Raw genomic sequence first — 14,589 nt, 5'->3', positions numbered from 1 at the left:
TTTAAAGCTTGTAATTCTTTCGTTACTAAGCGGCCAATTGGCTGTTGAGTTCTTCTTCAAAATCAAAAATATCTGCCACGATACCGTACTTAGCAATCGTAAATATTGAAGCGCTCGGGTCTGTATTGATTGCAACAATAGTTGGTACATGCTTCATACCAGCCATATGCTGAATTGAACCAGAAATGCCTAAAGCAACATAAAGTTTACATGAGCCAACCACTTTGCCTGACTGTCCAACCTGCCTTGATTTCGGCAACCAGCCAGCATCGGCGATTGGGCGTGAACAACATAAAGTAGCGCCAGCAGTTTCCGCTAACTCTCTGAACTGCTCCACATTGGTTTCTTCACCAATACCACGACCGATAGACATAATAAAATCAACGGTTGTGATATCAATATCATTACCACCTCCCTGCTCAACAAACTCTTTGTTTTGGCTGCGCGATTGAACTGCAGGTAAATCAAAGTTTGATACAGTTGGGCTACCTGAACCTTCCAATGGTTTAAATACACTGGCGCGAATAGTCATGACAACAACACTTTTACCTGGAAAATCCACTTCAACATTCACTTTTTGATTATAACCACCACGCGTTGCGACTAAATCATTGCCTTGATATTCAACAATGAATACATCTGTAGCGAATCCATAACCAGCTTTACTTGCTAATGTAGCCGCATATCCAAGTGAGTCGACTGAATGTGGCAATAAGGCAACGCTAGGATTTTTAGCTTCTATTAAAGCCGACACTGCAGCTTCATAAACATCAGGATCAAATTCTGACACTGGCGCTGGAATAGTCAATATTTCATCTACACCACTCACAGACAACGCAGCAGTATATGTTTCAGCCTGGCTACCAATCACAGCCACCACCACTTTGTCATCTGCCGATTTTTTCAAACCTTGTGCCGCAGAGATAAGCTCAAAGGTGACAGGGCGCAACTCATTACGACGGTGCTCTGCAATTACCAAAATTGTACTCATGCTTAAACTCCTTTAAATTCGTTCATAATTTGAATCAACTTAGCCGCTTGCTCCGCTATCGTGCCTTCAATCATTTCTGCGCGACCTTTAGCTGGAATATACATGCGGCGAACGTGCGACATGGAGTTACCCGCTCCTACATCAGCACCAGACAAGCCAATATCAGACAAAGTCACTTCCTCGATAGGTTTTGCAGCCGCTTGTTTAATGCCACGCAATGAAGCGTATCTAGGTTTGTTAATGCCGAGTTGTATGGTTAATACTGCTGGGCAATTAATCTCAACTTCTTGTAATAAGCCACCTTCTAATTCGCGACGAACCACAGCACTTTTGTTGCCAGCTTGATATTGCAAGTCAGCGACTACTGCCGCATGTGGCCAGTTGAGATAGGCTGCGGTTGAAATGCCAGTGGATGCATAGGCTTGATCCGATGATTGCACACCAGCAAATATCATATCAGGCGCTTCTTTTTTTGCTACAGCGGCAAGAATACGTCCAATGGCAATGGCGTCTGAACCTTCAATGCTGTCATCCCAAACTCTGATGGCGCGGTCTGCACCTTTAGCTAAACATTTGCGCAGACTTTCATCCACGCGATCTGGCCCTACTGAAACGACTACTACTTCAACCTCTGTCGTGCCGGCCTCTTTAATTTTCATGGCCTCTTCAAGTGAGAAGTCATCCCACTCGTTTAAGTCATACAAAAGAAAGTCTTCATCGACATCTTTTTCATCTGCGCGGATTTCAAAGTCTTCATCTAATGCCGCTACTTGTTTTACCGCAACTAAAATTTTCATACTTCTCTTCTCCTTGAAACTTATATCAACTACTACTTTTTATAAAATGACCTGCAAAATACTTAAATGCCGTAAATCTGACCTGATAATCTGGATCAAAACACAAGTGCCATTTATCTTTATCTTTCAATTTACTATTCCCAACTAGCATTAATCGATGTAAGTAATAGGCGTCTTCTAATAATGGCAACAAAGTCAATCGTGTCGCACTCGGGTTTAAAATAACGCCGCGCCTAACATCAGCTTCTGCAGAAGCCGTTAACTTCTTCAATAATCGCTGTGGTGTATTCGGGTTATTCGCCACACCACTCAATACATCTACCGCCGTATCATCTGCAAGCTCTATTAACAACTGCTTCGACGTTCTGTGCTGATAAGCCACCGCAGAACGTACCCAATAATCCTCATCTTTAGCTAACAAATGCAGTAACTTGACTGGGCAACGAGGATTTCTTGCCACACCTCTGCGCACATCTGCTTGCAGGTCTTTAGATAACTTATCAAAAACTCCAAATGAAACAGTTGGATTTCGCGCTAACTTTTGCCTTACCCATACATCTTGGTCATTCATTAAGCGGCTAATGACGTGTGATGTTAAATCAAGCCTTGATGCTATAACTCGTCTTACCACGTCACTCTCATCAACTGCTAAGAGCTTAATTACATCATTCGAAGCGATTGCATTAGAAGCCACAGCACATCGCACCGACTTATCCTGATGCAAACTTAGGCGACTGATTACTTCATTATTCAAACGCTTATCAGCCGCCAGTTGGCGCTGAATAAAGACATTTTCCTCAAGTAAGGCTTTATCAATCAATTGCAAAGGACAATTGGCATGTCCAATCACCGCAGCTTTAACGTACACATCGCCTTTTTCATACAACTGCTCAAGCAACTGAGGAGAGGTAGACGGATGCTCACTTATATTCTTTTGCAGTGCTGCCAATATCGAACTTGACTCAAATCGGTCTAGCAAAATACTGAGCACTTCACTGTTTGCAGCTAGGTTTTTACTCACGGCTAACAAACTTGCTTCATCATCCTCAAACTGCGCAATATTTTTCAAAACGCTAAGCGAAGCATGCCGATGTTGTGCAACTAAAACCGTCAAACTAGCGCTACTTTTACTACGCTGATTTTCAGCAACATAAAGCTTTGATATCGCCAAAGTCGGTGTGTTCTGGTTCTTATCTAAGCGAACAACAATCGCATCATCAGAAGCGCTACAAAGCGCTTCTAATACCGATGCTGGCGTATGCTCCCATCGAGCCAACGCTAAAGCATCTCGCCGCTTACCAAACATTAACTCTTTCAACTGATGCTTTTGTTTACTTTCTGCAATGCTATAAACGGCAGCAGCACTATAGGAGTCGCCAGCTTTCAATGCTAAATCCACTAATGCTGTAGCACTGTTAGCAACTCGCATATCAAGCCGTCACTGCAGTGTCTTCCCAAACTTCATATTCAATACACTCGTCAATTAACTCAATCAGTTCGCGCACCACAAACTGTCCTTCGAAGCCTGATGTTTTAAGTGCATCTTCAAACATCGTGAGGTCTTTCGGGCATGACACCACAAATACTTGCAGCCCTTCAATCTGCCCAGCTTCTTTCATACGGTTAGCTGAAGGTTTTTCAATACCGACTGGGTCAGGAATCCAAATACGTCCACCACCAGCGCCGCAACAGAATGAGTTATCACGGTTTCGTGCCATTTCTACTAACTCACAACCCAATAACTTAATTACTTCGCGTGGCGCGTCATAGCCTTTGTTGTAGCGTCCTAAATGACAAGGGTCATGAAAGGTGACACGGTAATCGAGCTTTTTCTTAAGCTTAACTTGACCTGTTTCAATGAGTCGTTTAACCAAAGTTGTATAGTGTTCAATTTCAAACTTGCCACCAAAATCTGGATATTCGTTACGTATCGTATTAAACGAGTGCGGGTCAGTTGTCACGATTGATGCAAAGTCACAAGCTTGCAATGTGCCGATATTCGATGATGCAAGTAGCTCGTACAAACCTTCCTCACCAACTCGTCGTACATCATTGCCTGCATTAAGTTCAGCTTCAAAAAGCAGGCCGAAATTGACGCCTGCGTGATGCATTAATTTGGCGAAGGACTGAGTGACTTTTTGATTGCGTGGGTCAAAAGATGCATAATCTCCAACGAACCACAGCACATCGACTGGTTCTTTACGCGCATCTTTAATTTCAAACGGCAACTCTTTAGCCCAAGCGGCTCTTTTACGTTTTGATTCACCAAAAGAATTACCTGTTTTATGAATGGTTTGCAGTGTTTTTTCTAGCAAAGGCTCCATTTCACCAGCTTCAACTAGGTTGCGTCGCATCTGTACGATAATCGGCACATGCTCCACCGCAACAGGGCAAATCTCTACGCATGCTAAGCAAGTACGGCAAGACCAGAGCGTTTCCATGAACACTTGCCCAACATCTTTACCGTGAATATTTAACTCAGCTTCTTTTGGTAGCTCCTTAGCGCTCAATGCATGATTCGCAAACTCACGTAAAGAAAGAATGACGTCTCTTGGCGATAATGGCGCGCCAACTGCATTGGCCGGGCATGCTTCTTGGCAGCGGCCGCATTTAGTACAAGCATCAAGATGCAGTAAGTTTTTCCAAGTCAGGTCGGTAATAGTCTTATAACCTGCAGTTTTTTGGTCATCTGGTACTTTTGGCAATCTTCTACCTGCTAACGGATCCTTGAACATCAATGAGGTCGCGGCTGTGAAGATATGTTTGATTTTTGTGTATGGAATACATGCAATAAAAGTCAGTGAAAGCAAGCCGTGAAACCACCATAAGTATGGACGGAATGCTCCAGCACTTTCAGATACCATCCCAAATGTCTGCATGATTTGAGCAAGCAAAGCACCCACTGGTGACCACATACGGTAATCCCAGACCTCTGGCCTATCGTTAAGCCATACTAAACGTGTTGCTTCTAAAATAAAGCCAGTGATACCTATCAAGATAAATGACCAGAGAAATGCCCAGTCTTCGCGGCGATATTGGCTGCGATCAAAGTCAGGATCACCTTCTTGTCTATCAACTCTTTTGTAATCAAGCTTAGGTAAGTGGAGCCATTTACGTCTATACATCATATAGATAAGGCCAACAATTAAACCTAAACCAGCTAAATCCAACACGAGTGAGAAGAGTAAGTAAAAGTTACCGTACCAAAACTTAACGCCAAATAACGGCTCTAGAATGTCATATTCCAGCGTAATGGTAGAGGTGCCAATAAATAGCAATACAAAACCTAAGAAAATTAAGCCATGCGCGCGCCCTGCACTTTTATCACGTCGCACCAAGGTGCGATGTGTCGCCATTGTTTTGACCATATCAACAAAACGATGAAATAGCTCGTTCCACGAACCATCTGGTTTACCACGGCGATATTTACGTATCTGAACATAAACGCCATAAGTGAAAACCGCAATTGCCAAATAACCGATGGCGTAGAATAAATGTATCGCCTGTGGCTGAAAGTTCTCAAACAGCACTCGGGTGATTTCTTTAGAATTATCCATTTAGCTCCGCCTATTGATGGGGTTTAAAAGTTGTTATTTTTAGAATTTATATTTTTTTAATGAATGTATTTAAATGGTTTAATCAAGCTCGCCGTAAGAGATTACGACAAGCTTGATTATTCCAATCTAAACCTTGTACTCGATTTTGAAGGTACCGCCTGGCATATGCGGTGCGCCCCAAACAGCTACTTCACGCTTGTATGGCAGCGCAATTTGCGGATGAGCTTCTTCAATCTCACGCGCTACACGGTGACCTGTAAACGTTGCATCTGCAATCAGGCGTGGCGCTTCAGCATCACCAATTAAATAGATGCCTTTGATATCATTTTCTGCCCATTCTGATTCTCGTGCTTTCAGCTCATTCCATAATGCATTTTCAGAATGACGACCTGTAACTAGGATCAATGAATCAAACTCTAACCAACGATGTGTTGTGTTTGCATCGCGAGGTGAAACACCTGGGCCGCGATAGGTACGTTTAGACCCATCACCCCAAATGTTGTAGATTTCAAGACGTCCGCTTTCAATTTTTGAACAGAAATGATCACCAATCTCTTCCACATGCAACTCATGCAAACGACGCATCATGTTTGGGTACTCAAGGGTGAAATGCATATAGTTCGCCATGTGTACACCTGAAACTACCGTCACTTCATGGCCAGCAGTCGCTAATTTTTCAGCTAGGCTAGGTGCCATAAAATAAGTATCTGCGTTTAAAATAACAACGCGTTTACCAATTTTCTTTTTACCTTCAAGCACTTGTTCTGGCGTCAATTGATCTGGTAATGAGGCATCTGCACCTGGAATAGGGTCATGTGTTAAACAGTTAGTGCCATCTGTATTCCATGAGGAGCCTGTGGCAATAATCACTTTATCAGCGCCGTATTGCAGCACTTCATCCGCAGTGATGGGTTTTTGACCGAGTGCAACTTGGCTTTCCTTGTTCTTTTTCACCAGTTTAGTAATTTGAGTTTCACGATAATCACGGTGATAACTCCATTCACCCAAGCCTGGTAATGTTGTCACTGAGTTTAAATGACCGCCAATTTTTTCAGCTTTGTCATACAAGTGAACGGTAAAGCCTTTTTCTAACAATACACGCGCGGCTTCTGAACCAGACGGGCCTGCGCCAACTACTAGCACTGAATCTTTTGATGTAGTTTTAGCGAATTTCTCTGGATGCCAACCACGACGGTACTCTTCACCTGCCGTCGCATTTTGCGTACAGATCATTGGAGGACCACCAATTTCCCAGCGAGAAATACATACGTTACAGCCGATACATACACGAATATCGTCATAACGACCTTGTTCAATTTTTTGTGGCAAAAATGGATCAGCAATTGAAGGGCGTGCGCAACCAATAATGTCTGCGTAGCCTTTGGTCACGATCTCAGTCATTTTTTCTGGATCTACAAAGCGGCCTACACCCAATACTGGCTTTTTAGAAACCTGTTTAACAAACTTAGTCCAAGGCACTTGGTGACCTTGTTGATAGAAACGTGACGGGCCTGCATCTTCACCCCATTCCGCAATGTCACCAACATCCACATCCCACAAATCAACTAAGGGGTCAGCTAGCTCAATGAACTTCATACCGTCAACTTCAACTTCAATTTGACCTGGGCCAGACACAGTATCAACGGCAAAACGTGTTGCAATGGCACACTCGCTGCCAACTGCATGTTTAACTTTTTCTAAAGTCTCTAACCAGAAGCGCGCGCGATTCTCTAATGAACCGCCGTATTTATCAGTACGTTTGTTGTAGTACGGATTTAAGAATTGAAGCGGCAAGTATGAGTGAGCGCCGTAAACATAAACGATATCAAAACCAGCATCGCGTGAGCGTTTAGCGGCATCCACATAATATTGCTGAACTTGAGCAATGTCACTTAAGTCCATTTCTTTACAATATGATAAGGTTTCAAACTCTGAGGCATATTGGCTTGGGCCGCGAGGAGTTGCACGTGATTCCATGTTTGGTGCATGCGCACCGCCGTACCATAGCTCTACACCTGCAAGCGCACCATATTTGTGTACTTCATCCGTCATAGCACGTAAATTTCGCACATCACCTTCATCCCAAATACGTGCTGACAAGCGATGCGTATCATCGGATTCTGGATTGATAGAGCAATATTCAGTGTTCATTGCCGCCCAGCCGCCTTCGGCCTTCATTGAGCGATGCGCAGCTTGGAAGCCTGGCTTATCTGAACCAGCACCAATACAGTGAGGCACTTGATAGAAGCGATTGCGTAAAGTTTTTGGGCCTATTTGAATGGGTTCAAACAGAATGTCATGTTTTGGATCACGTGCCATATTACTCTCCGATGTGTTTAGGAATTAACTGTATGGCTATTCTCAATGTGATGAGCAATGTAAACAATTACCCTCATGGCTTACTACTTAGGTGTTATTGATAAAACCTGGAATGACAATAAAAAAAGCGAACGGACAATATGCCCGCTCGCCATTATTTCAAGCTCAATTACTGTTAATTACAGGCTATGTAAGTACCAAACCAATCCAATACCTGCAGCTAATGCAATGTATGGTAGAACACCAGCCCTATTTGCTACGCCATCTTCATGCTCGTCTAAGTGCATATCCTCTAACATTTGTTTAGGAAACACGCCTTTATCCTGAATATAGTGACGATAGATAAACACTGGAAGTATCAAGGATGCAAATAACAACCCAACTTTCAATGTTCCTGCACCCCATACATCAGCACCTAAACCCATGATGCCAAGGTTAACGAAGCCAAGAATACCGCCTAATACCAATAGTATAGTTGGTGCTTTATATGGGCGATCCCACTTTGGTCTATCTATACGATGGATCCAACCAGAGTTAAGGTTGAGAAAGTTGAAAATAATATAACCTACGTTTGATGCTGCAAGAATGAATACATAATCTGACATCATCAAAAGCAGTAAATTAAAGCACAGGTCTGTCCACATTGCCCTTGTAGGGGCACCATGATCATTCACATGGGATAAGTACTTAGGCAACCATCCATCTACAGAAGCTTGATATAAAGTACGTGAAGAACCCGCCATTGAGGTCATGATAGATAACATGAGTGCAAGTACCATCATAATCACCATCACATTCGCAACGAAAGCACCACCGCCTACAATATCTGAGAACGCTGCTGCTACACCCATACCGCTGTAGATTGAAGCTTCTAGCATACCGTCATAAACAGCTGGGCTAGTCACTACGCCAGCAGCATCAATGACAGCAGGTGTCACCATGTGACCCAAACCTAAGTGACTTTGGAAAGCAATTGGCACTAACGTAAATACCGCTACACATAGCAGACCAGAATAGAAAATAGCCTTAAAGGTATCTGTTTTTGGGTTTTTGAACTCACGTGTGTAGCACACTGCGGTTTCAAAACCATAGGTAGACCATGCCGCAATAAACAGCCCGCCTGCCATTAGTTTCCAGCCTTCTATTCCCCACACACCATCAATCACATTACCTGCTGCGTCATGCGCAAGAGGTGCTAATGGGAAAAAGTTGGCTTGAGAAATGTCACCTGTCATTAATGGCACCAATCCAATTAACATCAATGGAATTAATGCAATCACGCCAAGAATCATGGTGGTTTTAGCAGAACGCAAAATGCCGCCATGTTGAACTGCAAATACTGATAGCAGAACAGCAGCACCTACAATAAACGTTGCGTTTATTCTTAATGCCAGCCCATCTTTAACCATACTTAAGTCTAATAAGGTAATCTGCCAAGTATTGATTACTGCATCGGGTGCGAATAAGGCGCTGAGCATATAACCTGCTGCAAGCCCAGAGCCAATGGCTAACACTGGCGACCAAGCAAACCAATTACACCAAACAGAGACTGGTGCAATAAACTTACTGTACTTTACCCATGCAACTGCACCATAGATTGAAGCGCCGCCAGACTTATGCGGAAACAGGCCTGCAATTTCTGCATAAGTAAATGCTTGAATAAAACCAAAAGCGATCGAAATTGCCCAAATCATCCATGCTGGCTTACCGACCGTTGCCGCAATCGCGCCAATTGAAAACAGAACAAGTGCAGGAACGCCACTTGCCACCCAGAATGCGCCTTGCCAGCCAATCTTTCTATGTAACGTTGCATTTTGCGCTGCAACGTTTTCAGAAAGATCAGCTGAAATCGCATCAACCGAAGAAATTACACTCAATTTAAGTCCCCTTTTTATAAAATCCCCATTACAGCTCAAAATCTAAATAAGGAGCTGCCCACCTGGGTCAAGCAACAGAATTAGCCTGTGTCACCAAATAAATAAAACAATTTTTATATCAAAACATAGAAAACAACTGCATATAAAACACTTACTTATAAACCTTCTACGGAGTCTAAAAAAACTTGCCGCATTGATATGCATTTGATGACAATCATTAGTTGAGTGCAATTCTCATAACGGATTACTCATAAAGTAGTAGTTTGCTTAACACTAGACCTCGTCCATTGTGCACCCGATTTTGTTCAGCCAAATACTTCTTAAGTATTACACCTTCAAGATAGTGTTTATTCGCAATTTCACTGTTTACTATTACGTCGTATATATAAGTTAATCAATAGTGAAGAAAGCGACCAATGACAAGTGTTCAGCCAACAATGCGTGATACTGCAAATAGCTCTTTATATGATTTAGTCGGTGGAGAGGCTGGCGTTTTGAACCTAGTAAAGGTTTTTTATGACATAGTTGAAACTGAAAATTTTGCTCATAAGCTGCTCTTACTACATCTAAGAGGCAACGGCTTGGCACACTCACGTGTTGAACAATTCAACTTTCTTTCAGGGTTCTTAGGTGGACCTAAATTATATGTAGAGAAACATGGTCACTCGAATGTCAGAACCATGCATGAGCACGTAGAGATTAATGTTGAATCAAAAGACATTTGGCTTGAGTGTATGTCAATGGCGATTGATCAAATTGGGCTAGAAGACACAACAAAAAATAAGTTAATGCGTAATTTCACTGCTGCAGCAGAACGCCTAGTGAATAGATCTGATTAGTGCCAAATTTCCCTGAAAGAGTTTTATTTTGAACAGCGCCGCACTGAATAACGCCTTACAAAAACATTATGCTCGAAATCAACGCTGGGGCTTTATGTGGGCGCTTTGGACAGCCATTCTTTGGGGCGCTTGGTATGTGCCTGGAACAGCACTTTGGTCTGAACATCCCTACGTTGATATTTCAGCAGATCAGCAGTCATTAAGGCTAGCTGCAACAGCTGTGATGACTTGGATACATGCCATAACCGTATTTTTCTTTCTACTACTTTGGAATATGGTACTAGGTAAGGTTAAAGATTATGGTCGAACCATGGTGCGCTTTAGCAAGATTTCCAAGTGGTATGCCCTCGCCTCACTTTGTGGCGGTCCTTTAGCCATCTTTGGCTCTTATATGGCGATGGGCTTTGTTGGTCCGGTGTTTGCAGCCATATCCTCATTATTCTATCCAGTCATAGGCGCCGTTATTGCTAGGCTTTGGTACAAAGAAAAAATCTCTAAACGTGCTGCGATTGGCATGTGCATCATAATTTTTGGCGGCATGGTGATTTACGGCCCTAGCCTCTTTGGTGAGGTGGATGCGAGCAACCCTAATGCCTGGCTAGGCTACGTAGGCGGCATTATGTCTGCGATTGGTTGGGGTACAGAGGGCGCAGTCGCAGGACGAGCTATGGATGTTTCTGACCCAGATGTTGGTATTCATTGTCGATTTTCATTTGAAATATTATTTTGGGGCTTACTCATCTTACCCTTTCTCGCCATATTTACTGACTTACCTATCAAAGCGCTGATTGTCGATACGTTTACCCATAGCAAAGCCATGTTATGGATAGTGCTTGCGGCAGCTTGTCATGCATATTGTTATACGTCTTTTTATAAGAGTTTTAGTTTAATTGGTGTGGGTCGAGGTGAAGCGATTGGCAACTTATATGCAGTTTTTGCACTTATCTTTATCGCTGCTTTTACGCTACAACTGCCTCAATGGTATTTCATTGTAGGTTTGTTTCTAACGGTGTTTGGCAGTTTTGTTATGTTCAGCGAATCTGCTGAATCTATTGCAGAGCTACGCGACAACAGTGACGCCCTTAGCAATATTAAAGTACATTCATGAAGCTACATCACAAAGGATTTCTATTAGTCTCCATCTCAAAATCGGGTGGCATTTGGGATCAACAACTCATTGAAAAAGTGTTGACTGAGTATGATGAGTCTGGGAGTTTCAGAGAAAAAACCTTACGTATCGCTCTAGATGAATTAGCTTCCGCTGGGCTAATAAAGCGCATTGAAAGTAAACTTGAAACCATCAATGGTAACGCAAAGTTAATTTTTAAATATCAAGTTTCAGATTTTGGAATAACACGAATGGTAGATACTGGGCTGCTACTACCATAACAAAAGGAATGATGATGAGTGAGTTTTGGGGTTATGCAGGCGCAGATATTTTAGCGATAGTTGTGATAGGCGCAGTAAGTTTTATCTGTTTAATGTGTGCCAGAGTATTTGTTTCTAACTATGGAGAATAGCTGCACACAAAGTGTACAGCTATTTAGCATATACTGCTTTAAGCACAGCATCCAGCCTAAGACTTAAGCTTCGTAGACTATAAACTCAGTCACTTCCAAGCCGAATCCTGCCATGCTTGGAATCTTACGAGGCTCTGCCATCAGGCGCATTTTTACCACTCCCAAATCTCGTAATATCTGCGCACCAATGCCATAATCTTTAAGCGTATATTGATTGTCAACTGGCTGACCTGCGGATTTGATTGCATGAACAATATCCTCACTCTCTTCTTTTCGTCTAAGCATAACAATGACGCCAGACTCTGCTTTGCTAATGTGTTCCATTGCGTGCGGCAAACTCCAGCTGTGGCTCTTACTACTTGCATCTAACAAATCTATGATAGTTATAGGCTCATGCACTCTAACCAGTACACTTTGATCAGCGCTTACCTTACCTTTAACTAACGCCAAATGTGTTTCGTTGGCAGCAGTATCATTAAATGCGATTAATTTAAACTCGCCATAAGCTGTCTCGATATGACGCTCAGCAACCCTAGTCACCAAACGTTCAGTCTGACTTCTATAGTTAATTAAGTCGGCAATCGTCCCTACTTTCAAATCATGCTTCGCTGCAAACTCAAGTAAATCTGGCAGCCTTGCCATCTCGCCATTATCTTTCAATATTTCACATATCACGGACGCTGGCTCAAGATCAGCAAGCTTAGCAAGGTCGCAACCAGCCTCAGTATGGCCAGCACGCACTAATACCCCACCTTTTTGTGCGATTAAAGGAAATACATGGCCAGGACTCACGATGTCTGCTGGTCGAGCATTCACATCAACTGCTGTTTGTATAGTATGCGCCCTATCGGCAGCTGAAATACCCGTAGTAACGCCTTCAGCAGCTTCAATAGAAACTGTGAAATTGGTACCCATTTTTGTACCATTTTTTGTCACCATAGGCTCAAGATTGAGTTGCTTACCTCGCTCTTCAGTCAGTGTTAAACAGATCAATCCTCGTCCATGTTTAGCCATAAAGTTGATGTCTGCGGGCGTCACAAATTGTGCCGCCATAACTAAGTCGCCTTCATTCTCGCGATCTTCATCATCCAATAACACCACCATACGACCTTGGCGCATTTCCTCAATAATTTCAATCATTGGGCTAATAGAAACTGTAGGATTTCCCAATACCTTAAACGCAGGTATCGTTTTTACTTGTTCTAAATAACTTAGGTTAACAATATCGTTCATCATTTACTCTCAATATCCATTTTCACTAGAAACACAGGGACTCACAGAATTAGCCTTATGCTCTTTAGCGGGCTTATCTTCAGCATCTACAGATAGCTCACTTGATATACATGCATACGCGGAATGGTTATGTATAGACTCAAAATTCTCACATTCAATCACATAGCTTTTTACTCGAGGATCATTTTTAAATACTGTCGCGATATCTCTCACCATATCTTCAACAAACTTTGGATTATCGTAAGCCAATTCAGTCACGTATTTTTCGTCTGGCCGTTTTAGTAGGCCGTACAACTCAGAAGATGCTTGCGCCTCAACCATCTTGATCATATCTTCAAGCCACATAAATTCTTTTAAGGCAATGGTAATAGTGACGTGCGAGCGTTGATTGTGTGCACCATACGCAGATATTTTCTTAGAGCATGGGCAAAGACTAGTGACAGGAATTAACACTTTTACTTTAACGTCATGTTTTCCATTTTTTATTTCACCAATCAGGGTAACTTCATAATCGAGTAAACTTTTTACGCCAGAAACAGGTGCTGACTTGTTGATGAAATATGGAAAAGTCATTTCAATATAGCCAGATTTCGCCTCTAATCTTGTTGCCATTTCCTGCAAGATACTCTTGAAACTCTCTACAGATATTTCATGCTCATTTTCGTTAAGTATCTCGACAAAACGAGACATATGCGTGCCTTTAAAATGCTTTGGCAAATGCACGTACATATTAAACATGGCCACTGTATGCTGCGCACTACCTGCTTTATCTTTGATAATTACGGGATGACGTATTGCGCGAATGCCAACTTTATCAATCGCAAGTTGGCGAGTATCCGCCAAGTTTTGTACATCTTGAAGTGAAAAATCTATCGGCAAATTCATCTATATCTTCTTTCTTAAATTACTATATTCATACCAATCGTTTGAATTATGTACTGAGCCACAATGTAAAAGTCCTTAAAAAAAGAAGGAGGCAAGTGCAAACTCAAATGTAAACAGCTTGCCTCCTTTAAGGTTGCTACTTAACGTAAGATTAGGAGATGACTTATCGTCAAACTTACGTAATACATTCTCATTCTTGGTTGCTTTCTAAACAATTCTCTTTAAGTACTACTACGTTTGGGTAGGTATGCCAAACACACGTTAACGCTTAATCAATGCTCGCTTGAAAATATTCCATGCGATATTTTGCCCAATAATAAGCATCTAAAATAGAAATCGCATAAATGAAAATTCCACCAGAAAGCTTGCCTACCATTGAAATATGCGGTTGCGCTAAGTTAAAAGTGATCAGTCCGAGAATAATCATAAAGCACGCCATAAAGAAACCTCGCTTTGGCGCATTATTGATTACCTGCCCCATCCCTGGCAGGAAAATAGCGACAAGTAATACTAGTTTTGCGTCTAACGGTTTTTGTAAAGGTTGGTGATCGTTTAATGTCATATATTCCTT

Annotated in this window: 12 protein-coding genes; 3 read left to right on the top strand and 9 right to left on the bottom strand. The window is 42.3% G+C overall.

Annotated elements, in window-relative coordinates; all coding sequences use genetic code 11:
- Window positions 1-25 precede the first annotated feature (25 nt).
- From PSU78_RS13865 to PSU78_RS13840, 6 genes are all read right to left on the bottom strand, one after another.
- Window positions 26-991, bottom strand: a complete 966-nt coding sequence (locus PSU78_RS13865; protein WP_300388999.1) for an electron transfer flavoprotein subunit alpha/FixB family protein — start codon at window positions 989-991, stop codon at window positions 26-28.
- A gap of 2 nt (window positions 992-993) precedes the next feature.
- A complete protein-coding gene (locus PSU78_RS13860) occupies window positions 994-1,788 on the bottom strand; it encodes an electron transfer flavoprotein subunit beta/FixA family protein (protein ID WP_300388997.1) in 795 nt (264 codons plus the stop codon).
- Window positions 1,789-1,813: 25 nt separating this feature from the next.
- Entirely contained in the window at window positions 1,814-3,217 is a 1,404-nt protein-coding gene (locus PSU78_RS13855; protein WP_300388995.1) for a hypothetical protein, read from the bottom strand.
- Window position 3,218: 1 nt separating this feature from the next.
- Window positions 3,219-5,345, bottom strand: a complete 2,127-nt coding sequence (locus PSU78_RS13850) for a heterodisulfide reductase-related iron-sulfur binding cluster (RefSeq protein ID WP_300388994.1) — start codon at window positions 5,343-5,345, stop codon at window positions 3,219-3,221.
- A gap of 126 nt (window positions 5,346-5,471) precedes the next feature.
- Complete coding sequence (locus PSU78_RS13845; protein ID WP_300388992.1) at window positions 5,472-7,664, bottom strand: FAD-dependent oxidoreductase; 2,193 nt, start codon at window positions 7,662-7,664, stop codon at window positions 5,472-5,474.
- Between the two features lie 179 nt (window positions 7,665-7,843).
- Entirely contained in the window at window positions 7,844-9,541 is a 1,698-nt protein-coding gene (locus tag PSU78_RS13840) for an APC family permease (RefSeq protein WP_300388990.1), read from the bottom strand.
- A gap of 416 nt (window positions 9,542-9,957) precedes the next feature.
- Here PSU78_RS13840 and PSU78_RS13835 point away from each other — a divergent pair, with 416 nt between their 5' ends.
- Genes PSU78_RS13835 through PSU78_RS13825 form a run of 3 tightly spaced genes read left to right on the top strand, consistent with a single transcriptional unit; the run spans window position 9,958 to window position 11,769 of the window.
- A complete protein-coding gene (locus PSU78_RS13835; protein ID WP_300388989.1) occupies window positions 9,958-10,380 on the top strand; it encodes a group II truncated hemoglobin in 423 nt (140 codons plus the stop codon).
- 28 nt (window positions 10,381-10,408) lie between these two features.
- Window positions 10,409-11,488 (top strand): DMT family transporter, encoded by a 1,080-nt coding sequence (locus PSU78_RS13830; RefSeq protein ID WP_300388987.1) that lies wholly within the window; start codon window positions 10,409-10,411, stop codon window positions 11,486-11,488.
- Entirely contained in the window at window positions 11,485-11,769 is a 285-nt protein-coding gene (locus tag PSU78_RS13825) for a hypothetical protein (protein ID WP_300388985.1), read from the top strand. Before PSU78_RS13830 ends, PSU78_RS13825 begins: the two co-directional genes overlap by 4 nt.
- Window positions 11,770-11,963: 194 nt before the next feature.
- Here the strand turns inward: PSU78_RS13825 and ribBA are convergent, their stop codons facing one another.
- The 3 genes from ribBA to PSU78_RS13810 form a co-directional block, all read right to left on the bottom strand.
- A complete protein-coding gene (gene ribBA, locus PSU78_RS13820; RefSeq protein WP_300389032.1) occupies window positions 11,964-13,040 on the bottom strand; it encodes a bifunctional 3,4-dihydroxy-2-butanone-4-phosphate synthase/GTP cyclohydrolase II in 1,077 nt (358 codons plus the stop codon).
- Window positions 13,041-13,142: 102 nt separating this feature from the next.
- Window positions 13,143-14,018, bottom strand: coding sequence for a GTP cyclohydrolase FolE2 (folE2, locus tag PSU78_RS13815; RefSeq protein ID WP_300388983.1), 876 nt, complete (start codon window positions 14,016-14,018; stop codon window positions 13,143-13,145).
- A 268-nt stretch (window positions 14,019-14,286) separates the two neighbouring features.
- The gene (locus tag PSU78_RS13810) at window positions 14,287-14,580 is read right to left on the bottom strand and encodes a hypothetical protein (RefSeq protein WP_300388981.1); all 294 of its coding nucleotides are present in this window, start codon (window positions 14,578-14,580) and stop codon (window positions 14,287-14,289) included.
- Between the last annotated feature and the right edge of the window lie 9 nt (window positions 14,581-14,589).

Origin of the sequence: Methylotenera sp., from assembly GCF_029945705.1 — a bacterium.
Taxonomy (GTDB): Bacteria; Pseudomonadota; Gammaproteobacteria; order Burkholderiales; family Methylophilaceae; genus Methylotenera.
This window is presented reverse-complemented; position numbering and strand designations above follow the sequence as displayed.

Bases quoted from the DNA above. Each gene is read 5' to 3' on its own strand.
- PSU78_RS13825 (WP_300388985.1), top strand. From the start codon at position 11,485: ATGAAGCTACATCACAAAGGATTTCTATTAGTCTCCATCTCAAAATCG.
- folE2 (WP_300388983.1), bottom strand. From the start codon at position 14,018: ATGAATTTGCCGATAGATTTTTCACTTCAAGATGTACAAAACTTGGCG.
- PSU78_RS13850 (WP_300388994.1), bottom strand. From the start codon at position 5,345: ATGGATAATTCTAAAGAAATCACCCGAGTGCTGTTTGAGAACTTTCAG.
- PSU78_RS13855 (WP_300388995.1), bottom strand. From the start codon at position 3,217: ATGCGAGTTGCTAACAGTGCTACAGCATTAGTGGATTTAGCATTGAAA.
- PSU78_RS13835 (WP_300388989.1), top strand. From the start codon at position 9,958: ATGACAAGTGTTCAGCCAACAATGCGTGATACTGCAAATAGCTCTTTA.
- PSU78_RS13860 (WP_300388997.1), bottom strand. From the start codon at position 1,788: ATGAAAATTTTAGTTGCGGTAAAACAAGTAGCGGCATTAGATGAAGAC.
- PSU78_RS13845 (WP_300388992.1), bottom strand. From the start codon at position 7,664: ATGGCACGTGATCCAAAACATGACATTCTGTTTGAACCCATTCAAATA.
- ribBA (WP_300389032.1), bottom strand. From the start codon at position 13,040: ATGATTGAAATTATTGAGGAAATGCGCCAAGGTCGTATGGTGGTGTTA.
- PSU78_RS13810 (WP_300388981.1), bottom strand. From the start codon at position 14,580: ATGACATTAAACGATCACCAACCTTTACAAAAACCGTTAGACGCAAAA.
- PSU78_RS13865 (WP_300388999.1), bottom strand. From the start codon at position 991: ATGAGTACAATTTTGGTAATTGCAGAGCACCGTCGTAATGAGTTGCGC.